The following is a 24,731-nucleotide window of genomic DNA, read 5'->3' as shown; positions in this document are numbered from 1 at the left end:
CCTGTAATAATGTTTTTTTGCCGTAATAAGCGCCAAAATAATATTATCCGCTTATTGTCCGGCTTTCTTTCCCAGCGATTTTTTGCCAGCCTCGATATAAGCGAGGTTACCAATTTCTGTAGCGTCTATTTTCCCGTTGTGATAAACCATTTTTACTACGGCGGAATTAGCCAATGGCTTATCTTTTTCGGGACGGGTGGTAAGATCGGAAATCATTATCTGAATGGATGAACCTGAGGAAATGGCCAGCACGTTCTTTTGCTTTTCACGTCGTGCATTCTCAATCATGATTTGCAGTGCTGCCTGGGTACGAGATTTTACCTGCTGGTAGCTTTCCGCCTGCCCGGAGGGATCGGCGCTTGCGATAGCATTAATATTGTTTTCGATGGATAAGGTGCCTGCTTTCATGGCGGCAAATAAGGCTGCGGCATCCGGCAAGCCCAGCTGGGCGGCACCGGCAGCGGCCATATCTTTATTAAAGCCGCCTTCAAAGCTGCCAAAGAACACTTCACGCAGTCCGGGAAGCTCAATCGGGCGAATTGTTTCCTTGCCTGCCTGCTGTAAAATAATCTGCATGGTTTCTCGTTGGCGCCCGGCATCGCTGGTATAGAAGCCATCAAAATCGACAGTTTTTAATCCTTCGCCTAAATAGCGGGCAACCTGTTTCCCTTCTTCCGTTAAAGGTGAGTCGGCCCAGCCCTGCACGCGATCCAGGGTATTGAGCAGCGTTTTTCCATGACGAACAAACCAGAACGTAATGGTTTCATCTTCTTCCTGTTGAGGGGAAACCGCGGTATCAGCGCACCATGCCGAACCGCACGCCATCAATAATGACAGCGCAATCAGCCATTTTTTCATACTATATTCCTTGTTGTTTATTGTCCCTGTATTAGGACTAACGTTATTCAGATTAACTAAAGCTTCAGCTATGCCGGTAATTATTGTTTAGCCAGCGCGATTTTTCCTTCATTGATATAACGCTGTGTTCCGAGTTCAACGACGTTAAATTTGCCGTCCTTATAGGTCATTTTGATTACTGCGGCGTTGGGTAGCGGATGATTTTTACGTGGATCGTCCGTCAAATCAGAGATCATTACCATTAAAGCCATACCAGAAGAGACCACCAGGATATTTTTCTCGCCGTTCTTTTTTGCATTATCAACGATCGTGCGCAGCGCCGTCTGGGTACGGGATTTTACCTGGCTAAAGTTTTCTGCGTAGCCCTGCGGATCGACTGCGGCAATGGCATCTATATAGCGATCGACGCTGAAGGTGCCTGCTTTAAGCTGGGCAAACAGCCCGTCGCGTCCGCTTAGCCCCATTTTACGCGCGCCGGCATCCTGCATAATCTTCTCTGGCGTGCCTTCAAAACTGCCGAAGAAAACCTCGCGCAGGCCGGTTAATTCCTGTACCTGACTGGCCTGCAAACCGGCCTGCTTTATTACAATCTGCATGGTTTCGCGCTGACGTCCGGCATCGCTGGTATAGAAGCTGTCAAAAGGAATACCTTTCAGCCCTTCGCCAAGATAGCGTGTGGTTTCTTTGCCTTCTTCGGTAAGCGGAGCATCCGCCCAGCCCTGTGCATGTCCAAAGCGGTTCAGCCAGGTTTCGCCATGACGTGCCAGCCAGAGAGTAATTACCTCACTGTCTTCCGTTGCTGAAGAGGCCGCTTTTTCCATACTCCAGGCGGAACCTGTAGAGAGAAACAGAGTAAATGCAATAAGCCATTTTTTCATATAACGTTCCTTATTCTAAACGAGCGAGAAAAGGGATTAACGATATTTTCCATACGAAAAAAAACCTGCTTTTCTGAATAGCTCCCGACGGTGAACGATCACCAGGAACTATTCAGAAAAGCAGGTTTTGCCTGTAGTTACAGTAACAATCCGCAGAGCAAATACGCTAGCACAGTGGTTTAAAAAATAAATAGCTTTGCACGGTTATTTATGAAAATTGTGATTCTCCTCATGCGTTAAAAACGCAGGGCCAGCTGTAAAGATAAATCACCTGATAACCGGGAAAGAATGAGTTTAATATAAGTTATGTCACCAGTGCGTAATAATGTTTATTTGATTAGGACTGGTAATTGAATTAAAGACTATACATTTTCTTTTTTTCGTTGGCAGATGTGTAATGTAGTGGGTTAACTACGAAAATAATTAATCGAAATCGTTAGCTTAAGGCTTAAATATTAGATAAGGAAAAATAATTGATATTATGATTGGCAGGTTTGATTGCCTGACATGAACAAAATTTTTATGGTTAATAATAAAATTTTACTGTTAGATGGAAGTGTCAGGCTGGATCATCGGATAAACAGATTTTACCTGTCGCGGTGTATAAGCCAACAGGTAAACATAACCGGGGCAGCTGTCCGCCCCGGTCGTAACGGATTAGAAGTTGTAACCTACCACCAGGTAGTAACCCCAGCCGGTTGATTTCACTTCAAATGGCCCGTCGCCGAAATTCAGGTTAGCGCCATCGGCCCACTGGCCGCCGTTATGGAAATAACGCGCGACCACTGAGTAGTGCCAGTGGTCGTAACCCAGCGCCAGAATATGACTGGAAGCGATAGAATTGCTACTGCGGAAGGAACCCGGCGTCTTATCTGCCAGATCGGAGCCCCAGTCAAAGTTAGTAAAGCCGATATAGCTCAGATTCCCGCCCCACAGCGTGGTCAGCGGCAGGAAATATTTCACTTTAAAGCGGTAGCCATCCCAGCTATTTTCATTGGCTGCGCCGTAGTTTTCCCACTGATATTTCGCATAGATGTTCAGCGCCAGCGACATTTTGGTATGAGTATCAATATCGGTTCCCAAACCCATATACCAGGTGTTCTGGCGGTTATCGCTATTGTGTCCCATGTCGTAGACATAGTTGTTGGCGAAGTACCACTCTTTAAACGGGCCGAAGCTCAGATCGGTGCCGGTCAGCTTATCGATAGAAAAGCGCGGCTCGATTTCCATAAACAGCGGCGAACCTTTATCCCAGATTCCCTGCTGGTAGCTGTTCGCGGCACCAAAGAAGTTAGGGATATCGATGTAGCCGTAAAAATCGAACCAGTCTTTATGCGCGAAGGCTTCATATTCCAGGTAGACGTCGTTATTCAGATGCGGACCGAAGCGGGTGTGATTGCTTCCCACGACGTTAACGCTTTGATGCCACCAGTCTGACAGATACTCAGGACCGTTGGTTTCTGCCTGGGAAGTGAGGCTATAAGACGCTGCCAGCAGCGCGCCAGCCATCAATAATTTCTTTTTCATGGGTTACCACATGCTTAAAGGCCGCTCTGCTGAGTCAGAGGTGGCCGCGAACCAGTGTTCATTGTTGAACGGGAAGATGTTGTTATCTGCCACTCCAGGGAAGGCTTATGGATATTTCTGAGCAGCCCGCATAGGTTGCCCGTATCCTGCGGATAGAAAATAGATATTGCTCACGTTTGTCAAAGTTTGTTTCATTTTGATTCAGTTGTTTTGTGATGTAGATCACTAAGTGGCAGGCTGACGTTAAAAATAGTGTCACAAAACCAGGTTATAACAAAAAGCAAACGCTTTCGTAGCGTACGCAAACGTTTGATCGTTGGCGTTTTGCCTGCCAGTCAGATACGGCAGAATGTATCCGTATTCAAGAAATGTCGTAAAAATCTTGAACGCATGTTCAAGAAAAATATTGAACGCCTGTTCAAAAATCGGCACAATGTGAGCCGATGAAAACAGACGAGGCAAAAGGATGAGCTATTTAAAGGCGGATGCGCGCGCAGAGTTACTGATTGACGCCACCCGCATATTAATTGAAAAGGAAGGGTATGCCGCCGTCACTGCCCGCAAAATCGCGCAGGCGAGCGGTGCGGCAATTGGGCATATTAATCGTCATTTCACTTCTCTTAACCAGCTAAAGTGCCAGGCTTTTCTCGCGATCGTTAACGAAAAAGTGCTGGAACATCAGGCGGCCAGCGCCGCACGCGAAGGGATTGAATCGGTACTGGCACTACTGATAAAGCCTGATAAGGAACAGCACAAGATAGAGCTATGGCGTGAGATCTCCATTTTGTCCCAGCAGGATAAAGAATTGCATGAGATCTTCGTTTATGCGCTGCGCCTTTGGCACCGTTCGGTCAGCAATACTATTGAGCGCGGTATGCGGCAGAAGCTGCTGCGCTGCCATGACACGGCAGCGGCGACGGCATGGAGATTAATTGCACAGACGCTGGGGCAGGATTCGCTGGCGATGCACGGTATGCTGAACGGTGAGCCAGATATTGTGGAGAGTAACCTGCTTCATATGATTCGGCTGGAGCTACAGCCAACAACGGATATTTTGTAAAGGGAGATCGTAATGGGCGTAAGCGTAGCAAGTGAAAGAATGTTTACCTACAGCGTCATCCGTGAGCTGATGCGCTGGATTGAGAGCAATCCGCATCGTCGCATTACCGTGGATGACTGTGCAGAGAAAACAGGCTATTCGAAGTGGTATCTACAGCGCTATTTTCATGCTGCAACCGGCAAAACTCTGGCCGCTTTCTGCCGCGAGAAAAGGCTGGTTGCCTCAGCGCGTATGCTGATCGAAGATAATGTGACCATTGAATATGTTGCCGTTCAGCATGGGTTTTCTTCCCACGATACCTTCCATAAAACCTTTGTTCGTCACTACGGAATGACACCCGGTGAGTTTCGACAAAAATGTCGGCAGTAATGCATTACGACAATATAGCTGGCTACCGGGCCAGACTATATAATCATTTTCCCGCGTAATAAGATAAGCAGAACGCTAACGCGCTATTTACCGTTGCGTCTGTTTAACGCTGTACAGCTTATTAGTTTTTTACGTCTGAATGTAATTAAATTTTTCAAAATAACGCTTATTTCGTTGCGTTTTTATTAATATCATCAACTTATTACCGCTGCGTTTGCCATTTGCATTCCTTCGCTTATCGACTAGATTTAGATCCGAACACGCAAATATTCTTTTCCGCTACTTCGGTAGTGGATAAGAATATTATTTATGGAATATCGAGGAGGAATACAATGGCTGAACATCGTGGCAATCCTGGTAATTTCGCTGAAGATCGTGAGAAAGCTTCTGAAGCCGGTAAAAAAGGCGGACAGCACAGCGGCGGTAACTTTAAAAACGATCGTGAAAAAGCATCCGAAGCCGGTAAAAAAGGCGGGCAGAACAGCCACGGCGGGGGACGTCCGCAGGGCAGCTAATTTCTTAGCTTATTAATTTATCCATTATTTACTCCTGGCGCGGTTTATCTGCGTCGGGGGTTTATTATTTTCCCCTTTCTTGTTTTGACTTACCTTCGAATTTAAGCTTATTCCTAAAGCTCTTCTCTGGTATCGCCTCCGGTCAAAATTTTTACCGTTAGGGTTGTTATTTACGGATCTGCTGCCTACGCTTTTTAGGTGTTAAATATAACTTTATCGGCTAATTATCGATGAATAATGGAAAAGAGATGATTCTGACGTCGAGCTAACTGATGACGGCAGATTTATTTTCTGACTCACTTATCACGAGGTGAATATATGACTTATCAGGAAAACTATCTTAGCTGGTTGCGTGATGCGCATGCAATGGAAAAACAAGCAGAAGAAATGCTGGAAAAAATGTCCGCCCGCCTGGAACATTATCCTGATCTGAAAGCCCGTCTTCAGCAACATATTGAAGAGACCCGTCAGCAACAGCAGATGCTGCAACAGGTTATCGATCGTCAGGATACTTCTCATTCCACCATGAAAGACATAATGGGCAAAGTCGCCGCTATGGGCCAGGCCGTTGGCGGCATGTTTGCCTCTGATGAAGTGGTTAAAGGCGCAATTAGCGGCTATGTCTTTGAACAGTTTGAAATCGCCTGCTACACCTCACTGATTGCCGCTGCTGAACTGGCAGGGGACAGCGAAGGCGCACGCGTATTTGAACAAATCCGCGAGCAGGAAAAAGCGATGGCGGATTGGGCGCTGACGCATCTGCCAGACGTTACCGAACAGTTTATGGTGCGCTCGGCACAGCCGGACACCGAAGCGAAAAAATAAAACCAAAGCCAGAAATGGCATTTCACCATTATCGGGGTTGCCGCGGTTGGCAACGCCAATAGAGGAGTGAGCAATGTTTAGACACGTCAAACAATTGCAGTACACGGTACGCGTGGCTGAGCCTAACCCTGGCCTGGCAAACCTGCTGCTTGAGCAGTTTGGTGGGCCACAGGGTGAGCTGGCTGCGGCCTGCCGTTATTTCACCCAGGGTCTCGGTGATGACGATGCTGGCCGCAAGGATATGCTGCTGGATATCGCAACGGAAGAACTGAGCCACCTTGAAATTATCGGTTCGCTGGTAGGGATGCTGAACAAAGGGGCGAAAGGTGCCCTGGCGGAAGGGACCGAACAGGAAGGGGAGCTTTATCGTTCCTTAACCGGCAACGGTAACGACAGCCATACCACCGCGCTGCTGTACGGTGGCGGGCCGCCGCTGACTAACTCTGCCGGTGTTCCGTGGACCGCCGCCTATATCGATACCATTGGTGAAGTCACTGCCGATCTGCGCTCGAATATTGCTGCTGAAGCGCGGGCAAAGATTATTTATGAGCGCCTGATCAACCTGACGGACGATCCGGGCGTGAAAGACGCGCTGGGCTTCCTGATGACGCGTGAAGTTGCGCATCAGATCTCCTTTGAAAAAGCGCTCTACGCGATTCGCAATAATTTCCCGCCGGGCAAACTGCCGCCGATTGAGCAGTATGCGAACACCTACTTCAATATGTCTGAAGGTGGGGAAGTGCGCGGTAGCTGGAATTCCGACGAGAATTTCGACTACGTAGCAAATCCGCAGCCAGCGGTTGACGGTGGCGACGGGCTGGCTTCTGTGATGCTTTCCGAAGGCGAAAAAGCCGATCTGGAAAGCATGGTACTGCGTACCCGTTCGAACCCGGACGTTAATCCGACAACCGGCACCGAGCTGGGATCGCAGCCGCCAGATGGCGAGCTGAATAAACCCAAAAAATAGTCACTCCGGGCCGCTGAAAAGCGGCCCTGCTTTATTCCTCCGCCATATTACTTTCTGATTTTCTCTGTACATTCTTACTCTCCAGCGTTTGTTGCCAGTGCCAGTGCCAGTGCCAGTGCCAGTGCTACCCGCCTGCCGTGGGGCGCAGATATAAAAAACCCCGGCACCAGGCCGGGGTTAAGTTAACTGCTGAGCAGCTTATTTCTCGTCGGGCAACGCGTAAGCAATAATGTAATCGCCAAGCTTGGTGCCGAAAGATCCATGCCCACCGGCCGCAATCACTACGTATTGTTTACCGTTGGCTTCATAGGTCATCGGCGTGGCCTGCCCACCTGCTGGCAGTCGACCTTCCCACAGTTTCTCACCGGTATTGGTGCTGAAAGCGCGCAGGTAGTTATCGGCGGTCGCGGCGATAAAGAATACGTGACCGGCAGTGGTAACCGGGCCGCCAAGCATCGGCATCCCCATTTTGAACGGCAGCGGCACCGGCGCGCTATCGCGTACCGTACCGATACGTTTTTTCCACACTACCTGGTTAGTTTTCAGATCCAGCGCGGAAATGTAACCCCAGGCAGGCTGTTTACACGGCAGGCCAAACGGTGACAGGAACGGATTCAGCTCTACGCCAAACGGCACGCCATACTGCGGCTGAATGCCGGTTTCCGTACCTGAACCGCCCGCGCCATCTTTCGGTGGCTCGATCGGGTTGCCTGGACCGCGCGGCACCAGTTTAGAGACAAACGGCAGCGCCATGGGGTTAGCGATGGCAATCTGACGATCGGTATCTACCGCAATGCCACCCCATTCAAACATGCCGAGGTTGCCAGGGAAAACCAGCGTACCCTGCTCGGACGGTGGAGTAAACGGACCTTCATAACGCAGGCGATGGAAAATTACGCGGCACACCAGCTGATCGAACATGGTCGCACCCCACATATCCTTGCCGGACAGGTGCTGCTGCGGACGGAACGTCAGTTCTGAATAAGGCTGGGTTGGAGAGAGGCGATCGCCTTTCGCCGGGCCTTGTGGGACCGGCGTTTCCGGTGCCGGAACGACCAGCTGACCGTTACGGCGATCCAGCACAAAAATATTGCCGGTCTTCGCTGGCGCATAAATCACCGGCACGGTGTTGCCGTTTTTGTCGGTGATATCCGCTAATGTCGGCTGTGAGGGCAGGTCCATATCCCACAGATCGTGATGTACGGTCTGATAAGACCATACCAGCTTACCGGTAGTTGCGTTCAGCGCCAGTACGCTGCTGGCATAGCGTTCCTGCTCAGGCGTGCGGTTGCCGCCCCAGATATCCGGCGTGGTGACGCCCATCGGCAGGTAAACCATATCCAGCTTCGCGTCATAAACCGCAGGTGCCCAGGAGTTTGGTGAGTTAGGCACAAAGCTCTGGCCATCTGCCGGGATAGCGTTAGGATCTTTCGCGCCCGGATCGAATACCCACAGCAGGGCACCGGTATTAACGTCGAAGCCGCGAATCACCCCTGACGGCTCATGCGTCGAGTAGTTATCGGTTACCGCACCGGCAATCACAATCACTTTATCGGTGATAATCGGCGGTGAAGTCGGCTCATAAGCGCCCGGCGTGGTGACCGGCTGTTTGTGCTGTAGATCCAGCACGCCGTTATCAGCAAAGTCAGGGCAGCGCTTGCCGGTTTCGGCATCCAGCGCGAACAGACGACCGTCGTTCACCGGCAGGATAATGCGGCGTGAACAAAGCGCTGGCGTAGCTGCTCCGGTATTGGCCGCCGCCGGTGTTTCATGATAGGAAACGCCGCGACAGGTAACGTGCTGGAAGGTAGGATTAGGCTTCAGGCCCGGATCGAACTTCCATTTTTCTTTTCCGCTCACCGCATCCAGCGCAAACAGGATCTGATGCGCGGTGCAGAGATAGAGCGTGTCGCGGACCTTAATCGGCGTCACTTCGTTAGTGATCTCACCCGGATCGTTCGGCGTCTTTAAATCGCCGGTGCGGAATGTCCAGGCAACCTGCAGATCCTTGACGTTTTTCTCGTTGATCTGATTCAGCGGAGAGTAACGCGTGCCCGCCTGATCGCGCCCGTAGGCTGGCCAGTCTCCCGGTGGGATCGTGCTGTCAGCGGCGGCTGGCGCAGCCTGATCGGCCGTCGGCAGCGTACCGTTGATCTCCTGGGGATCGTTAAACACCGCCCAGGCCAGTACCACGGCGCTGATCACCAGGCTGACGCCCATCAGCGAAACGCCCGTTTTTTTGCTGCCGTGCTGAGAAATACCACGGTAAACAAACGGCAAGATCAGCCAGATACCAAAAATTACCCAGACGTCGGTACGCGGTGCCAGCGCCCAGAAATCGAAGCCGACTTCCCAGACCGCCCAGGCCAGCGTGCCCAGCAGCAGCAGCGCATAAACGATCAGCGCGGCGCTGTGGCGACGCCAGAGCAGGAATGCCGTTACCAGCATCGCGATGCCACTGATAATGTAGTACCAGCTACCACCTATTGTTGAGAGCCAAAGGCCGCCAACCAGCAAATACGCGCCGCAAAGCACAGCGAAGAATACGGTTAAAAACCGTATCACGCGTAAAGATGAGGAGTCTTTCCCCATAATGTAGTCCTCTTGAGTGTTGCCATAAACTTAAGTAAACAACCAGTCCGGTTGCGTACCAGCAGATAGATAAAGTACGGGTGTTCAGTGTTCCTGATATCGCTCTTCCTGTGAGCTTAATGTTCCTGATGCGTTAAATTTTATATTAATAAGCGTTACAAGTTATGGTTTTTTGGCGGAAAAAAACCATCGTTGCTTTTTATATAGCAGCTGTGGCTGATTTGTGGGCGAAAAATAACCTCCTGTTACGTTGATGAGACGAAAAGAGAGGTTGATTTTTATCCAGATCCTAATTGAGGTTATTTTTATTTGCTTATTGCGCTGCGCCAGAAGCGCAGCGCTGAATTTTCTGATGATTATTTACTGTTCAGGAAGCCAGCGGAGCCGTAGTGGGCAAATGGCTGCTAACCGGCATGAAAAAATGCCCTACCAGCCGTTCCGGTGTACAGTTGATGAGATCGAACGTTTGCAGATCGGGACCGGGACGCCGTGATAAACCCGGCTGCGCCAGATGACGATAATAGGCTTCAATAATAAAAGCGCTAAAATCCCGCGGATCGCCCTGATAAGGGAGTTTTAACCAGAGCCCGGCAGGTAAAATATCACGCTGCGCCTGTAAGGAATATTCTCCTTCCCGCTGCTCCAGCCCACGCATTAATGAAACCCGGTGATATTCTTTGCGCTGCGCACAGGCACCAAATTCCAGGGTGACAAAAGCTGACGCACGGCTTCCCTTATTATCCCGAATAAAATCACTGAAATAGTTGCTCAGAATCTGTTGTTTATCTTCGACAAAATCGCCATATAAACACTGATATTCTTCTTTCTCGCCATAAATAACCCTGGCAGGCAGCGTAACCAGTTCCGGGCGCAGCGTATTATCCCTTACTGGCTGGAAACGGCTATGAAAAGCGGCGGTGTTCAGTTCGCTGGCATAACGATAGGCATGGGGCGTCAGGGCAAACTGATTGCGAAACGCGCGGGTGAAGTTTTGCTGCGTATCGAATCCGTAACGCAGGGCGATATCAATCAGCGACAGGCGCGTTAGCCGCAGCGCCATAGCGGATTTAGTAAGACGCCGTTTACGGGCATAGGCGGCGACGGTCTGGCCGGTCATCTCCTTAAACAGCCGTTGCATATGCCATTTTGAATAACCTGATTTTTGCGCGATGGTATCGATATTCAGCTCTTCCGTCAGATTATCTTCAATCCACGCGATCAGATCCTGAATGTACTGCGTTTTTTGCGTTGCACCCATTTTGCCACCCAGACAGTAACGATTGTTATAGTTTTGTTAGATACAGTTTTCCGGGTGATTAATGTAGCAAAAGTTAGCGTAACAAAATGGCACTCACTGTAAAATATTATGTTTTTTAGTGCTGCTGAAAGTTAGATAATTGGTTATTTAAATGTTTTTTTGAGCAGATCGAGCCGCCTGTACACCATTATGCTAACAGGTCCCTGGTGAGATAAACCAGGGACCATACCTTAACTAACTGACTAATTAATAAATATATTTACTCTCACGGGGAGGTTATATTCATCATATACATCAGATTTAATGTAGAGAGGTAAAACACCTTTACAGGCGGTGCCGCCCAGATGTTGGTTATCTTTAACGCTAAATGAAATGGCTAAGTCAAATGCACCCGGTGATTCATCAGCCGCATCCGCCGCGCTGTTCATGGTAAAACGTCCGGCAGCATTTACTTTACTGGCCTTTAGATAGACCACGTTGGTATTGCCATCTTCATCTATTACCGGCAGATTAATTTTGCTGTAGCCGTAAGTATACCATTCAAGCTCAGAAGGGCCGACAGAATCGTAATATACGACTACACCGGTATCGATAATATCGCTAAAGCGATAGTCAAAATGTATCTTTGCCTCATTGTCCTTATTAATTTTTAAATGAAGATTGTAATTCAGATAGCCGGATGAAACCGGGAAAGGGTTAACGTTGGCAAGCGGAGGTAAGACCATGCTGTCGATGATTTTAACCAGCTGCGCTACGTTTGGTCTTTTGCCAATTCCTTTTCCTGCCGCTTCGTTGTAATCAGAGCTCTCAATCAATAGCTTCATGGCTTCTGGCGTAAGCATTACCCCGCGTTGTTTAGCATGAGACTGGAGCAGCGCCAGTGCACCAGCGCATAAAGGCGTTGCGCTGGACGTTCCGGAATAAGTATTTGTGTAATTTCTGTTATTACCGGGCAATTTCTGCAACGAGCTGTAACCCGTCGTGACGACGCTATCACCCCATGAATTTATTAACGAGGCGTAATGACCATAGTTGGATGAATACCTTCGATCGCCGTTATGCGAGTTACATGAGCCGACTAATATTGCTCCGGAATCGCCATAGTCACGGCAAATGTTTTTATCACTCAAATCCAGACTGCCGTTACCTGCGGCTAATAGTACGATGACCTGCTTTTCAGTTAAATTTTTAATCGCATCCCACCAGCTTTTTGAGATGATCATCGGTAGATTACCGATATTGGCAATAGTATATTGAATATCTAAGCTTACAATATCACCTGGGTTAGCCTGCTGAACAATTTTGTCCAGATCATCGGTGTCGTAAAAGTAGAAAGCGGCGGAGTGGGCAATACCGATAACGCCGAAACTATTATTACCGGCGGCAATGCAGCCTGTTGACGCTGTTCCGTGGTTACAGTCATTACTTTCATCACGGCTGTTAACTACATGGATATTCCCTTCCTGGAAATCTTCATGGTTTTTGTAGATACCGTAATCAAGATGCCTGATAGTAGCCAGCTGACCGGTCGTGCCCCGTTGCCAGACAGAACGAATATTCATACCGAGCCCTTCATCCAGATACGTTTGCAGTGCTGAAAAATCAGGCGTCACGGTAGTGTCGTCACTTTGCACATCGCTTTTATCAGGCGTTTCACTGGCTAATGGCGACGGTAGATTTTCTGTTAGCGGCGTGATCGAGCAGAATATCACATAGTCTAATTTTTCCAGCTGAGCGCAAAAATCATCAACGTCTAATCGATCGAGAAGCTGCGTGATCTGATAATATTCATAATCATGAATTGAATGCCAGGCAGGAAAAGTACTCGTATCGATAACTTTTTCCTTAAGTGTAATGTCAGCGCTTAATTTGCTGACTTCATCCGCCAGTTTGCTGTGCGAACCTTTTTTCGTTTTTATTTCAATATAGAACTTGTTAATATCATCAAAAATGCTTTTGATACCTTTTAGCTTATTGGTTACCTGATCTTTTTCAGCAGCGTGTTTTTTTGGGCGTAACTCATTAGCACTGAATGCGACACAATCGGATTGTAAAACAGAGGAATCGGTTTTAACTACAATATAATAGCTTCCGCTATCCTTTACCCTGAAAAGATAATTAGGATGACTGTGCTTTGCTTTTTCCAGTAGCGATCTGTTTAAATAGAGTTCAAATTCGTATTGTGTTGCGTCTGAATCTAAAACCTCAGCATAAACAGCAGGGGTAGAGCCCAGGGTTTTATAAATTTTTACCTCTGTTGTCATTCTTATCTCCAGTAATAGTTAACTGTGATGCTATAAACATCTTTCGATAAATGAGAGCAAGTTGCGCCTTATATGGCGGATCTTTCTACTTATCAGTAAGCCAAAAAAATTACAAATTGGTTAAGATGAATTATCAGGTAATAACGGAAATGCCTGATGGCATTAAAAATACAGCTATCGCAGATTAACTGGAAATCTATTTTTTATTAGTGAGGAAACAGAAGTTGATAAGTAAGGAAAATATAGCGGATGCGGGAAGATTTTTTCTTTGGTCAGCAATTGTATGGGTGACAGAAAGGGCTGGTCTTATTCAGCCCGATTCCCGTAGCACCAGCTCTCCCGATAGCGTAATACGCTGTGGCGTTAAGTGTGATTGCTGAATTTTGCCGATAATCACGGCTGCCGCCTGGCGTCCCGCTTCTTCACTGGCGGAAGAGACATAGGTAAAAGCAGGGGAGCTGAGATTGATTTGCAGCATATCCTCAAAACCTACCAGCGAAACCTGTTGGGTAAGAAACACGTCTTTACCAACGGTGCGTCCGGTTTGATAAATACCGCTCAGGCAGCCAATAATCGCATGCGCGGAATGACAGAGCAGGGCGGTGATTTTGTTATTGCTCTCCAGCAGGCGACGGCTTGCCAGCCGGGCGGCATCGGTTTCCTCCGCGCAGGCAGGAACCCACTCTTCGCGAAACGGTAACCCGTGTTGTTGTAGCGCCAGACGGTAGCCTGCCAGCCGCTGTTCGCGGATTAATGACGAGAGTTCACCGCCGATATAGCCAATATTGCGATGCCCGCGCCCAATCAGATAACGCGTTGCCAGCGCCGCCGCCTGACGGTTATCACGCATCACCAGATCGCAGGGATCGTTAATCTGCGTTTGCGAGACAACCACCTGCGGCAGTGGCGACTGACGCAGCGCCTCCGGCAGCGTCTGGCGGCGAGCATTCGCATTAAGGAAAACAACGCCCGCCACGCCCTGGCGACTAAACGCCAGCAGACACTGTGTCAGCTGCGCCTCTTCATCCTGCGGATGGGCAAGCAGCGTCATATAACCCTGCTGTTCCAGTGCCTGCACAAGGTGAGTCATCACCTTAAGCGTAAAGGTATCGCTAAGGTCACTGACGATCAGGCCAATCAGATTAGAGGTGCTGGCGCGCAGATTCGCGGCAGTGACGTTATGCACATAGCCAAGATCGGCGATAGCCGCCTGCACCCTTTCAATCGTCTGCGCTGAAATTTTCCCTTTTTGACGCAGCACCAGCGAGACGGTGGATACCGATACTCCCGCTGCTTTTGCCACATCAATGATACCCACCTTTTTCATCGCGATCCCTGTAATAGCCCCTTTCCGGCGGTGCCAGAAAAAGGGGGTTCCTCTGTTTAACGGCCCGTTAGTTTATGCATTTGCTGGGCAATAAACTGTGCCCGTGCGCCGAAGATAACCTGAATTCCTTTATCACCGACAAAAACCACGCCGCGAGCGCCCAGATTATGCAGGCCATCCTTATCAACCGGCTGACCGTCCTCCACTTCCAGACGCAGGCGCGTAATACAGGCGCCAACGCTGGCAATGTTTTTCTCACCGCCCAGCAGGGTAACAATTTCCTGGGCCAGCGCTTCATCACTTTTATCGCCAGCGTTAGCAGCGGCATCGGTACGCCCCGGCGTTTTGATATCGAAACGACGAATAACGAAACGAAAGGTGAAGTAGTAAATCAGTCCCATCGGCACGCCGACGATAACCGCATTGAGATAATTGGTCTGGAAACCGTTAAGCGAAGGCAGGATGCCAAAGGAGATATAATCGATCAGGCCAGCGGAAAACGATTTGGCGATATGGGCATGCAGCAGATACATGCACATATAAGAAAGTCCGGCCATTACCGCATTGAAAACATACAGCAGCGGCGCGACAAAAATAAAGGTGAACTCTACCGGCTCGGTAATACCGGTCAGGAAGCAGGTCAGCGCGGCGGAAAACAGGATACCGGAAGCGATCTTTTTATTCTTACTGTTCGCTTCATGGTACATCGCCAGACAGGCGGCGGGCAGCGCAAACAGCATCAGTGGGAATTCGCCCTGCATGAATTTACCGGCATCGTGATAGCTGTCGCTACTGAATGATTTCACTCCTTCTTCTAGCATCTTAAACCAGATGGTCTGGTCGCCATGAATCAGCTGTCCACCTTGCGTAGTGTAATCGCCAAAAGAGTACCAGAACGAGGGATACCAGATGTGATGTAGTCCCAGCGGAATCAGCGCGCGCTCTACCAGCCCGAAAACAAAGGTGGAGACGGCCTGATTGTTGCCGTTTACCAGTACCGAAAGCGCATCAATACCTGTCTGAATATGTTGCCAGATATAGGGCAGTACCAGCCCAAGCAGGAATGAGAGAAAGGCTGTCGCGATAGCAACAAAACGCTTACCGGAGAAGAAGCCGAGAAATTCCGGCAGCTGCAAAGTATGGAAGCGGTTAAAGCACCACGCCGCCAGGATGCCGCAGATCAGGCCGCCAAAAACGCCCATTTGCAGGGTTGGAATGCCGATCACCATTGCGTATTTTCCGCCGCTGGCCGCCATCTCCGGCGTGATATGCATAACCGTGCCGATGGTAACGTTAGTAATCAGTACCGACACCGCGGCAGAAAGCGCAGCGATACCCGATTCCGAGGCGAGGCCTACCGCAGAGCCGATGGCAAACAGCATCGGCAGGTTATCAAATATCACCCCGCCAGCGTTCATCATTAGCGGTAAGTGAAATTTATCGCCAAACGCCAGCAGTAAACCCGCCGCAGGCAGCAGCGAAATCGGCAGCATCAATGCCCGCCCGATCATGGATAATTTGGATAATGAGGTGAATAACCCTGTAAACAGCCGCATAGTGCCCCCGGTGGAATAGCCAGCGATGCCTGAAGATTTTTTGTTAGGTAAAACGTTTTACTAGAACGTTCTACTTATCCTTATGCAGGCGTGATCTTTGCGCAACAGAAACTTCTCGCGCAGCCAGAGGGAATTGTTATTTTATGACGCGGATCTGAAAACCGCGTTATGTCAGCGGCAACTGGTAACTGATAAACCCTGCTAAATGCAGGGTTTATGCGGGTAAAAGATGGCGAATGGCGTTAACTCTGGCGCGATCCTGGTGAGGGACAGGATCAGGCGATAGCCGCAGTTTTAATCTGCGCCTGTCCGGCGGATCCGCAGACGTTAATTTTGCTTTTGACCACGTCTTTCATCGCGTCCATGCCCACGCGCATGTAGTAACGTGGATCGTTACCCTGCGGGTTTTTTGCAAACCACTCTTTTACTGCGGCGGCGAAAGCGATTTTCAGTTCCGTGGCAACGTTGACCTTGCAGATACCCAGTTCAATAGCGCGTCGTACCAGCGCATCCGGCACGTCGCTGGCTCCGTGGAGAACCAGCGGTACGTCAACCACGGCGCGGATTTCTGCCAGCCGCTGGAAATCGATTTTTGGCGTTTTGGTATAGAGGCCATGCGCCGTGCCTATCGCTACGGCCAGGCTATCCACACCGGTCAGTTGCACAAAGCGCCGCGCTTCCTGAGCATCGGTGAGAAATGCGCTCTCTTCATCAACGCTCATATCATCTTCCACGCCGCCCAGCCTTCCCAGTTCCGCTTCAACGCTGCAATCGTGACGGTGGCTGTAATCGACCACGGCTTTCACCAGCGCGACGTTTTCTTCGAAAGGTAAGTGGCTGCCGTCGATCATAGCGCTGCGTACGCCTGCATCGACTTTACGCCTGATATCGTCCAGCGATTCATGATGATCGAGGTGTAGCGCCAGCGGTATGCCGTAGCTGTTAGAGTAGGCTTCGCACAGCGCATAGATTTCCTGGAAGGCGATATGCTTAAAGGTGCCGGGCGTTCCGGCCAGGATCACCGGAGACTGCATTTCGCGGCAGACTTCCAGAATGGCCTGGATAGTTTCGGCGTTATGAATATTAAATGCCGGTACGGCATAGCCTTTCGTTTGTGCATCAAGAAGAAGGTATCTGGTAGAGATAATCCCCATGCTGTAATCCTCTTATGCCTGCCACGGATGAATAACAACGCCTTTGACTACGCGGTTTACCGTGCCGCTGGCGGACGGTGAATCCGGCGTGATGCCCGCTTTGATCGATTCCATCAGCGCGAACACCTGCGCATAAATCAGAAAGCAGAATGCCTGTTCAACATCAATAAAGGCGCGCGACGGCGGCAGTAACAGATGTGGTCCAGATTCAACGATCGCATCCGTTTCTGCCGCAATCGCCACTACGCGCATCGCCTGGTTATCGCGACGCAGCTCGGCCAGCAGATCGAGATCGTACTGACGGGTATAGGGATGGCTGGAGATGAACACCACAACCAGCGTTTCGTTATCAACCAGCGATTTAGGTCCGTGACGGAAGCCGGTCGGGGAATCATAGAATGCGGCAATGTTACCGGCGGTCAGCTCCAGCACTTTCAGCGCTGATTCACGTGCCGCGCCTTGCAGGCCGCCGCTGCCAAGATAAACGATCCTTTTCCATGGGTAATCGCCAAAGACGCCGTGGCTGAAATCGCCCAGCGAGGTGAGGATCGCGTGACAGCGATCGGCTACCTGGCGGAAGGTGCTGCTGTTGACGACCGCTGGGGCAAATACTGCCAGGCAGCTCGCCATCATGGTGGTGATACTGCTGGTCATGGCAAATCCGCGATCGTGTGTCTCTGCGGGCGTGAGTAGCGCAAAGGCGTTATCGTTATTGATCGCGTTCTGATAAAGACTGCCCGCTTCATTGCAGGTGATCACCAGATGATAGCACTCATTAACGAACTGATTTGCCAGATCCACGGCGGCTACGCTTTCCGGGCTATTGCCGGAGCGGGCAAAGGAGACCAGCAGCAGCGGTTTTTCCGGGGCCAGATAATCCATTGGATTGGTCACTAGGTCGGTCGTTGGGATCGCGCTGACGTTTTTTCCGCTGTGGCTTGCCAGCCAGGAAGCAATCATATCGCCGATAAAGGCCGAGCTACCTGCACCGGTCAGTACAATGCGCAAATCCGTTTTATGCAGCAGCGGGGCAAGAAAATTGTCGATTGACTGACGCAGCGTGTCGATATGAGCAAGGGAACGCATCCAGCTGGTGGGCTGTTGGCGGATCTCTTCTTCTGTCCAGGTGCCGGTAGTGGCGGGGGAAGGAACGTAGGTTTCAGACATAGCGCAATCCTTAATGGCATGAAACTCAGCGGAGAGCGAAGCGATATCGCATTGCTTTCGTTTCATTTCTATTGAGTCATTTAAATCATTAATTGCAATGTATAGCAAAGAAAAAGAAACTTCAACGAAGGAAAATGAAAGAAAGCGCAAAGTGTGATCGGGATAAAAGGTAACCGGATAACTAATTGATAAATAATGTTTTTAAATAAATGGAAAGTTGATCTTTCCTAAAACAAAGAAAAAGAAAGCTGGCGATAGTGATATCGCCAGTAAGGGAATGAAACAGACTCTGCTATAAAGTAACTGGCTTACCCTGGACCCAAACCCGCTGCACATACAGCGCATCGTTCAGCGCGATAACGTTGGCCTGCTTCCCTTTCTTGATCGAACCTAAACAGCGATCAAGCCCCAGCAGCTTCGCCGGATGCAGCGAGGCCATATGTATGGCTTCCGCCTCTGTGATGCCGACGCGTTTGACCATATATCTGACGGCGGCATCCAGCGACAGGGTGCTCCCCGCCAGCCCGCCAGCGGCGGTACGAACGATGCCGTCATGCATTTCTACAGCCTGACCACAAAGCGTATAGCGTCCATCCGGCATACCCGCTGCACGCATGGCATCGGTAATCAGAATCAGCCGTTCTTTCGCACAGCCGCAGCACAGCTGCATAACGGCAGGATGTACATGATGTCCGTCAGCGATCAGTTCCAGCCAGGCGCGTCTGTCGGTGAGCCCGGCACCGACCATACCCGGCTCGCGATGATGTAAGCCGGTCATGCCGTTGAAGCAGTGGACCAGGCCATCGCCTCCCGCATCAAACGCGGCAATGGTTTGCTCGTAGGTGGCGGCGCTGTGCCCAGACATTACCCGTATGCCGCGCTGTTTCAGGTAACGGATCGCTTCTCCGGCCCCCGGTTTTTCTGGTGCCAGCGCCACGACGCGTAGTGTGTTTTGTGAGGTGGCGATCAGCGCCTCCAGCTCAGACAGATCCAGTTCCCGAAACAGTTCTGGCGTATGAGCGCCTTTGTTCTGCGGCGTAAAATAGGGGCCTTCGAGATAGCTGCCCAGCACCTGGGCTCCTGGGCCGCCGCGTTGGCAGCGCCGGGCAATGCGCGCCAGTGCATTTTCAATATCGGTGAACGGCGCGGTCACCGTGGTCGCCAGCCAGGCCCCAACGCCCTCGCGCGCCTTATGCATCGCCAGTATATCCAGCGTCTCCGGCGCTTCATCCATGACGTCAACCCCAGCCCCGCCATGCACATGAATATCAATCAGGGCTGGACAGAGCAGGTCGGCATCACGCGTCGTTACGCCAGCGGGGATCGGCTCAATCGCCGAAATCGTGCCGTTATCAATACGAATCTGATAATCGTCAAGCCAGCCTTCTTCGCTCAGCAGGCGTCTGGCGCGCAACAGCCGGGTCATATTCCTTCCTCAGCCAGCGTTTCTTCGCGGCAACGCCCCAGCTCGTCAGCCAGACAGGTCAGCCCACGATGACCGCACTCTAGTGCCTGTAGCCGGAACGCTTCACTGCTCAGTCCGTCGCGATCCAGCACCATTTCCAGCAGCAGCTGTAAATTTGTGCCGGTGATAACCTCGCGTCCGGGTTTCTGCATCGCCAGCGTAGAGGCAACACGGAACGGCGTGCCACCCAGCAGATCGGTGAGAAAAACGATATCTTCCTGCGCGTCCAGCGTTGCGACAGCTTCTTCCAGCTGCGAGGTCAGCAGCGCGGTGGTTGAGGATTCCGGGAAATCGATAGCGATAAACTGCGGCTGTTCCCCCAGAATCTGCCTCATCGCCTGTGCCAGACCGCTGGCGAATCCACCGTGACCGCAAAGAATAATGCCTAACATAGAAGCTCCTTCTGCTTACAGGAAATGGGCGAACTTGCCGACGATACCGAGAAGTACGGTAATACCGATCAGACGTAACGGGCTCCAGCCACGGCGTACCAGCCAGAACATGGTCAGGGTATAAACCAGCGGCAGGAAAGCGGGCATCAGCTTATCGATCACGTCCGCTTGCAGTTTGACTACCGCATCACCAGCGGTGATCTCCAGCGTGGTTGCGAGGCGTACATAGGTGGCAACCAGCGCGCCGATAACCGTCATACCGACGATTGAGGCAGCGTGGCCGACTTTTTTGGTGTTGGCCTTAATCAGTGGGATGGCAGCGACACCCATGCGATAAGCGTAATGGGCAAGGCCAAAGCGCAGACCAAGATGCACGACGTTAAACAGCACCATAAAAACTATCGCGCCGAGTATTGAACCTTGCAGCGCGAGGCTGGCACCGATACCGCCGCAGATCGGCAGCAGCGTCAGCCAGAACATGGCGTCGCCAATGCCGCCCAGCGGTGCGCCCACGGCAATTTTGGTGCTCTGAATACTGTTAACGTCCTGCTTGGAGCGCTCCATCGCCAGAATAATGCCGATAACAAAGGTCACCAGGAAAGGATGGGTATTGAAGAAGCCCATGTGCCCTTTCATGGCACGCGCCAGATCGCGCGGATTGGTATGAATTTTCTTCAGCGCGGGCAGCAGTCCATACAGCCAGCCGGAAGCCTGCATACGTTCATAGTTAAAGGACGCCTGTAATAGCATTGAGCGCCATGCGACACGATTGATATCTTTTTTTGTCAGATCGGCACCGATAGACTGATCTTCATACACATCTTCATTGACGCCGGTCAGCAGCGATTCTTCGTTTACCGCGGCATTGGTCAGGGTGGTTTGATTAGATGCCATCTTCGAATTCCTCTTGCTGGGTCTGAGTAACGGCGGGTTCCGGGTTTTTACGAAGCAGATCGATCAATGCCATAGCCAGCGCAGCGGCGGCGATGGCCAACACCGGCAGTTTCAGCCAGGCGGCGGCGACAAAGCCGATGATGAAGTAGGGGATATAGACATTTTTCATCATAATTTTCAGCAATACGGCGAAGCCGATGGCTGGCATGATTCCGCCCGCTACGCCAAGCCCGTCAATCAGGCGCTCCGGCAGCACGTCAATGGCGGTTTTGGCATGTTCGGCCCCGAAGTAAATGGGCAGGAACGCGCAGAGAAAATAGAAAGTACCGAGCGCCAGCAGAGCCAGATAATTCACGCGCTCGATTCCGCGTGTATCCGCATTCGCGGCCATGCGGTCACAGCGTGACATTACCCCGGACATCACAGAGAAGAGGAAAGTAATCCCCATCTGCACCGCGACGGCAAAAGGCACCGCGACACCGACGGCGACATCAGGTTTGACACCGGTAGTGATGGCAAAGGTGGTGCCGACAATAGTACCGATAATTACGTTAGGCGGCTGCGCGCCAGCCAGCGGTGCCAGCCCCATCCATACCAGCTCCAGCGTACCGCCGGTAAGGATACCGGTATGCAGGTCGCCCAACACAAGGCCAACCAGTGGGCCAAGCACTACCGGACGATGCAGATGCGTTAACCCGTTGAACATATCCAGGCCGGCAATAAAGGCAAGGATGCCAAGAGCAAGAGCCTGTAGCAGACTGATTTCCATCGTCAGCTCCTTAAAGTGCTTTAAAGAGATCTAAAGCGGGTTCCGTTGGGACGCCCTGTATAAAACATTCCACGCCAGCGGCTTTCAGCCCCTGGAACGCGGCGATATCGCCCGCATCTACCGAGACGGTTTTAGCAATTTGCTGCTTGCCGTTGGCGTAGTGCATGTTGCCAACGTTGATACGTTGAATGGGCACGCCACCTTCAACCAGCTTGAGAAAATCTGCGGGCGTTTTGCAGACCAGTAAAATCTTCTGACGATCGGCAGCGCGATGAATATTGTCGATTACCTTCTGTAAGGGCCAGAAGCGAACGGCGATGCCTTCTGCCAGTACCATCTCCATCAGGTTTTGCTGTACGGTATCTTCAGCCACCTCATCGTTAGCGACCAGTACCAGATTCGCCCCGGCAAACCCAACCCACTGAACGCCAACCTGACCGTGAATCAGGCGCTCATCAATGCGGCTTAAAACAATATTTGGCATAGTCATATTCCTCTTATTTGTTATGCATTATCGCGAGGCTCGCCCTGGCAGGCGGCAAAGTAGTGGTGCAGTACATCCTGGATGCGGTCGATAATCAGCTCATGCGGAGTCGCCAGCAGTTGCCCCTGGCGAACTTTCTGATATTGCAGTGGAAGATACTGGCTGATTAGCGGTAGCGGAATTGGGTTATCCGCCAGGTTGCTGACCAGCCGGGAGAAGGCTTCATCAATTTCCTTGTCTGGCCAGTAGTAGCGAATCCGGTCGGAATAGCTGTAGCTGCGGGCGAGGCGGCAGGCGCTGTCATCGCCGAAATAGTGGCTTTTCCAGTAATCCGGGTGCTTATGCATGACCTCTTCCAGTACCTGGCGCAGCCTGGAGCAGGCGCTTTCCGGCAGCAGTTCCTGTTCAATCGCCGCCAGAGCAAATAACGCTTCACGCAGGGCAAAGGTTAATGCCGGACCTACCTTCAGAATGGCAAAGTGATCTTTTACCAGCTGATGCAGCGCGTGGGGCGTCTGATAATCGGTAGAATGGGCTTCAAATACCAGCGTATCGCTGGCGTTGGTAACCTGACTTAACGCGGCGGCAGCCTGCGGACGGTAATCAATGACGTTCGTGTGATCAAACTCTACGCCAGGCTGAACAACCAGAGCGATAATACGTGGCCAAACCGCCTGTAGTCCCTGTTGCGCAAATGCCTGACGGTGCGCGTCCAGCGTGGCATGTGCGGCTTCAGGCGTGGTGACGGCAAGCTCGGTAAGTGTTTCATGTGCGCCGCCCGGTACCGGCACTTCGGTGCCGATAACGTAAACCAGATCGGATTCGCCAAAGTGGCGCTGGCAGGTCTCTTCGGCTACTTTCGCCAGCCGTGCTGCGCGTTCAGCGACGATTGCATCGGTCAGGGGAAGCGGATCGTCAGCGCAGGACATACTGCAATCGAGATGGATTTTTTTAAATCCGGCGGCAACATAGCTTTCAATGAGCGCTTCCGCATTGGCCATCGCTTCTGCTGCCGATAATTTTTGCCAGCGGTTTGGGCCCAGATGATCGCCGCCCAGAATCAGCTGTGATAGCGGGAAGTTTAGTGAATCGGCGAGTCTGACAACGAAACCGTAAAAATCGGCAGGCGTCATCCCGGTATAGCCGCCAAACTGATCGACCTGGTTAGACGTTGCTTCAATCAGCAATGCACTCTGATTCTTTTGCGCGAAGCGTAATGCGGATTCCAGTACCAGCGGATGGGCAGAGCAGACGGCATAGATCCCGTTCGCCTTGCCTTGCTTGTGCTGCGTTACCATTTCAGTAAGAAGTTTCACTTTTGTCTCCGTCTCAGATGCCAGGACACTTGCATTTCGGTTCCTTTTATTTATGCTGCATTAGCGCATCATGAAAACAAAACGAAAGATAATGGTTTTTCGATCTGTTTCACAAAAGAAGCGTAATGAAAGTTATAAGTCGTAAGACAGGTCACTTTTATCGGGAGAATGAGGCTTGCATTTTGTAAAAAGAAAGGTGTTAATAGAATGTTCGAAATGAAACGAAAGTTTTTAGTAAGGGGCCGCTATGGGTAGCACTGATTTTTCTTTAGATAAGCGCGTCGCGGGAACCAGCGAGCGGCGTGAACTGATTATTCAGCGGCTGCGGCAGCAGGGAAGCGTTCAGGTTAACGATCTTTCGGCGCTTTTTAATGTTTCAACGGTGACTATTCGTAACGATCTGGCGTTTCTGGAGAAGCAGGGGATTGCGGTTCGCGCCTATGGTGGCGCACTGATTTGCGACAGTCATACTCCCGCCATCGAGCCTTCCGTTAAGGATAAAAGCTCACTTAATCCAGCGTTAAAACGCGAAATTGCTCAGGCTGCGGTAAAGCTGATCGAGCCAGGCCATCGTATTATCCTGGATTCCGGGACGACGACTTATGAAGTGGCGCGTATGCTGCGTCAGCATCAGGACGTTATTGTGATGACTAACGGTATCAACGTCGGCAATGCACTGCTGGATGCGGAGGGCGTGGAACTGTTGATGACCGGCGGGCATCTGCGCCGTCAGTCACTTTCGTTTTATGGCGATCAGGCGGAGCAATCGCTGCAAAATTATCACTTCGATATGCTGTTCCTCGGGGTTGATGCCATTGACGCGGAGCGCGGCGTCAGCACGCATAATGAAGATGAGGCGCGCCTGAACCGCCGTATGTGTGAGGTAGCGGAACGCATTATAGTGGTTACTGATTCCAGTAAATTTAACCGTTCCAGCCTGCATAAAATCATCGATATTCCACGGATACATACCATTATTACCGATCGTGGCGTACCGGCGAAAAGTTTGCAGGAGCTACAGAAAGCGGGCGTTGAGATAATACTGGTAGCGGAAGAGTCAGTGGAATAATGCTGGCCGGGGCTGTCTGTTCCTG

General features: G+C 51.0%; 22 protein-coding genes. 6 read left to right on the top strand and 16 right to left on the bottom strand.

What is annotated here, in order from left to right:
* Positions 1-51: 51 nt before the first annotated feature.
* The 3 genes from C7M51_RS15240 to C7M51_RS15230 form a co-directional block, all read right to left on the bottom strand.
* Entirely contained in the window at positions 52-858 is an 807-nt protein-coding gene (locus C7M51_RS15240; protein WP_160622514.1) for a histidine phosphatase family protein, read from the bottom strand.
* An 80-nt stretch (positions 859-938) separates the two neighbouring features.
* Positions 939-1,736 carry a histidine phosphatase family protein gene (locus tag C7M51_RS15235; RefSeq protein ID WP_160622513.1) on the bottom strand — a complete coding sequence of 266 codons (798 nt, stop codon included), beginning with the start codon at positions 1,734-1,736 and terminating at the stop codon, positions 939-941.
* Between the two features lie 657 nt (positions 1,737-2,393).
* Positions 2,394-3,263, bottom strand: coding sequence for a nucleoside-specific channel-forming protein Tsx (locus C7M51_RS15230; RefSeq protein ID WP_160622512.1), 870 nt, complete (start codon positions 3,261-3,263; stop codon positions 2,394-2,396).
* Positions 3,264-3,729: 466 nt separating this feature from the next.
* On the opposite strand from C7M51_RS15230, the gene C7M51_RS15225 reads away from it, so the two are divergent.
* The 5 genes from C7M51_RS15225 (at position 3,730) to C7M51_RS15205 (ending at position 6,999) form a co-directional block, all read left to right on the top strand.
* Positions 3,730-4,323 (top strand): TetR family transcriptional regulator, encoded by a 594-nt coding sequence (locus tag C7M51_RS15225; protein ID WP_160622511.1) that lies wholly within the window; start codon positions 3,730-3,732, stop codon positions 4,321-4,323.
* 12 nt (positions 4,324-4,335) lie between these two features.
* Positions 4,336-4,692, top strand: a complete 357-nt coding sequence (locus tag C7M51_RS15220; RefSeq protein WP_244323742.1) for a helix-turn-helix transcriptional regulator — start codon at positions 4,336-4,338, stop codon at positions 4,690-4,692.
* 332 nt (positions 4,693-5,024) lie between these two features.
* Positions 5,025-5,207: a con-10 family general stress protein gene (locus C7M51_RS15215; protein WP_141177315.1), complete on the top strand. Its 183-nt coding sequence runs from the start codon at positions 5,025-5,027 to the stop codon at positions 5,205-5,207.
* Between the two features lie 318 nt (positions 5,208-5,525).
* Positions 5,526-6,032 (top strand): ferritin-like domain-containing protein, encoded by a 507-nt coding sequence (locus C7M51_RS15210; RefSeq protein ID WP_160622510.1) that lies wholly within the window; start codon positions 5,526-5,528, stop codon positions 6,030-6,032.
* Between the two features lie 73 nt (positions 6,033-6,105).
* Positions 6,106-6,999: a manganese catalase family protein gene (locus C7M51_RS15205; protein ID WP_160622509.1), complete on the top strand. Its 894-nt coding sequence runs from the start codon at positions 6,106-6,108 to the stop codon at positions 6,997-6,999.
* A 198-nt stretch (positions 7,000-7,197) separates the two neighbouring features.
* Here C7M51_RS15205 and C7M51_RS15200 read toward each other — a convergent pair whose 3' ends face one another.
* The 13 genes from C7M51_RS15200 to kbaZ form a co-directional block, all read right to left on the bottom strand.
* Entirely contained in the window at positions 7,198-9,591 is a 2,394-nt protein-coding gene (locus C7M51_RS15200) for a glucose/quinate/shikimate family membrane-bound PQQ-dependent dehydrogenase (protein ID WP_160622508.1), read from the bottom strand.
* Positions 9,592-9,958: 367 nt separating this feature from the next.
* Positions 9,959-10,849, bottom strand: a complete 891-nt coding sequence (locus C7M51_RS15195; protein ID WP_160622507.1) for a helix-turn-helix domain-containing protein — start codon at positions 10,847-10,849, stop codon at positions 9,959-9,961.
* Between the two features lie 242 nt (positions 10,850-11,091).
* Positions 11,092-13,113 (bottom strand): S8 family serine peptidase, encoded by a 2,022-nt coding sequence (locus C7M51_RS15190; protein WP_160622506.1) that lies wholly within the window; start codon positions 13,111-13,113, stop codon positions 11,092-11,094.
* A 310-nt stretch (positions 13,114-13,423) separates the two neighbouring features.
* Positions 13,424-14,440 carry a Mal regulon transcriptional regulator MalI gene (gene malI, locus C7M51_RS15185; protein WP_160622505.1) on the bottom strand — a complete coding sequence of 339 codons (1,017 nt, stop codon included), beginning with the start codon at positions 14,438-14,440 and terminating at the stop codon, positions 13,424-13,426.
* Positions 14,441-14,496: 56 nt separating this feature from the next.
* The gene (locus C7M51_RS15180; protein ID WP_160622504.1) at positions 14,497-15,996 is read right to left on the bottom strand and encodes a PTS transporter subunit EIIC; all 1,500 of its coding nucleotides are present in this window, start codon (positions 15,994-15,996) and stop codon (positions 14,497-14,499) included.
* Positions 15,997-16,271: 275 nt separating this feature from the next.
* Positions 16,272-17,150, bottom strand: a complete 879-nt coding sequence (kbaY, locus tag C7M51_RS15175) for a tagatose-bisphosphate aldolase subunit KbaY (RefSeq protein WP_160622503.1) — start codon at positions 17,148-17,150, stop codon at positions 16,272-16,274.
* Between the two features lie 12 nt (positions 17,151-17,162).
* On the bottom strand, positions 17,163-18,317 hold the full coding sequence (locus C7M51_RS15170; protein WP_160622502.1) for an SIS domain-containing protein: 1,155 nt from the start codon (positions 18,315-18,317) through the stop codon (positions 17,163-17,165).
* A gap of 292 nt (positions 18,318-18,609) precedes the next feature.
* Positions 18,610-19,743 carry an N-acetylglucosamine-6-phosphate deacetylase gene (gene nagA, locus C7M51_RS15165; RefSeq protein ID WP_160622501.1) on the bottom strand — a complete coding sequence of 378 codons (1,134 nt, stop codon included), beginning with the start codon at positions 19,741-19,743 and terminating at the stop codon, positions 18,610-18,612.
* Positions 19,740-20,174: a PTS galactosamine/N-acetylgalactosamine transporter subunit IIA gene (agaF, locus tag C7M51_RS15160; RefSeq protein WP_160622500.1), complete on the bottom strand. Its 435-nt coding sequence runs from the start codon at positions 20,172-20,174 to the stop codon at positions 19,740-19,742. The genes nagA and agaF overlap by 4 nt, the downstream gene beginning before the upstream one ends.
* Before the next feature lie 15 nt (positions 20,175-20,189).
* Positions 20,190-21,068: a PTS N-acetylgalactosamine transporter subunit IID gene (gene agaE / locus C7M51_RS15155; protein WP_160622499.1), complete on the bottom strand. Its 879-nt coding sequence runs from the start codon at positions 21,066-21,068 to the stop codon at positions 20,190-20,192.
* Positions 21,058-21,837, bottom strand: a complete 780-nt coding sequence (agaW, locus tag C7M51_RS15150) for a PTS N-acetylgalactosamine transporter subunit IIC (RefSeq protein ID WP_160622498.1) — start codon at positions 21,835-21,837, stop codon at positions 21,058-21,060. The genes agaE and agaW overlap by 11 nt, the downstream gene beginning before the upstream one ends.
* Positions 21,838-21,847: 10 nt before the next feature.
* On the bottom strand, positions 21,848-22,321 hold the full coding sequence (agaV, locus tag C7M51_RS15145; protein WP_160622497.1) for a PTS N-acetylgalactosamine transporter subunit IIB: 474 nt from the start codon (positions 22,319-22,321) through the stop codon (positions 21,848-21,850).
* Positions 22,322-22,341: 20 nt separating this feature from the next.
* A complete protein-coding gene (gene kbaZ / locus C7M51_RS15140; RefSeq protein WP_160622496.1) occupies positions 22,342-23,637 on the bottom strand; it encodes a tagatose-bisphosphate aldolase subunit KbaZ in 1,296 nt (431 codons plus the stop codon).
* A gap of 247 nt (positions 23,638-23,884) precedes the next feature.
* Here kbaZ and C7M51_RS15135 point away from each other — a divergent pair, with 247 nt between their 5' ends.
* Positions 23,885-24,706, top strand: a complete 822-nt coding sequence (locus C7M51_RS15135) for a DeoR family transcriptional regulator (protein WP_160622495.1) — start codon at positions 23,885-23,887, stop codon at positions 24,704-24,706.
* Positions 24,707-24,731 lie beyond the last annotated feature (25 nt).

The organism is Mixta intestinalis (assembly GCF_009914055.1).
GTDB classification, from domain to species: Bacteria; Pseudomonadota; Gammaproteobacteria; order Enterobacterales; family Enterobacteriaceae; genus Mixta; species Mixta intestinalis.
The sequence above is the reverse complement of the archived record's forward strand: the minus strand, read 5'-3'. Positions and strand labels throughout refer to the sequence as shown.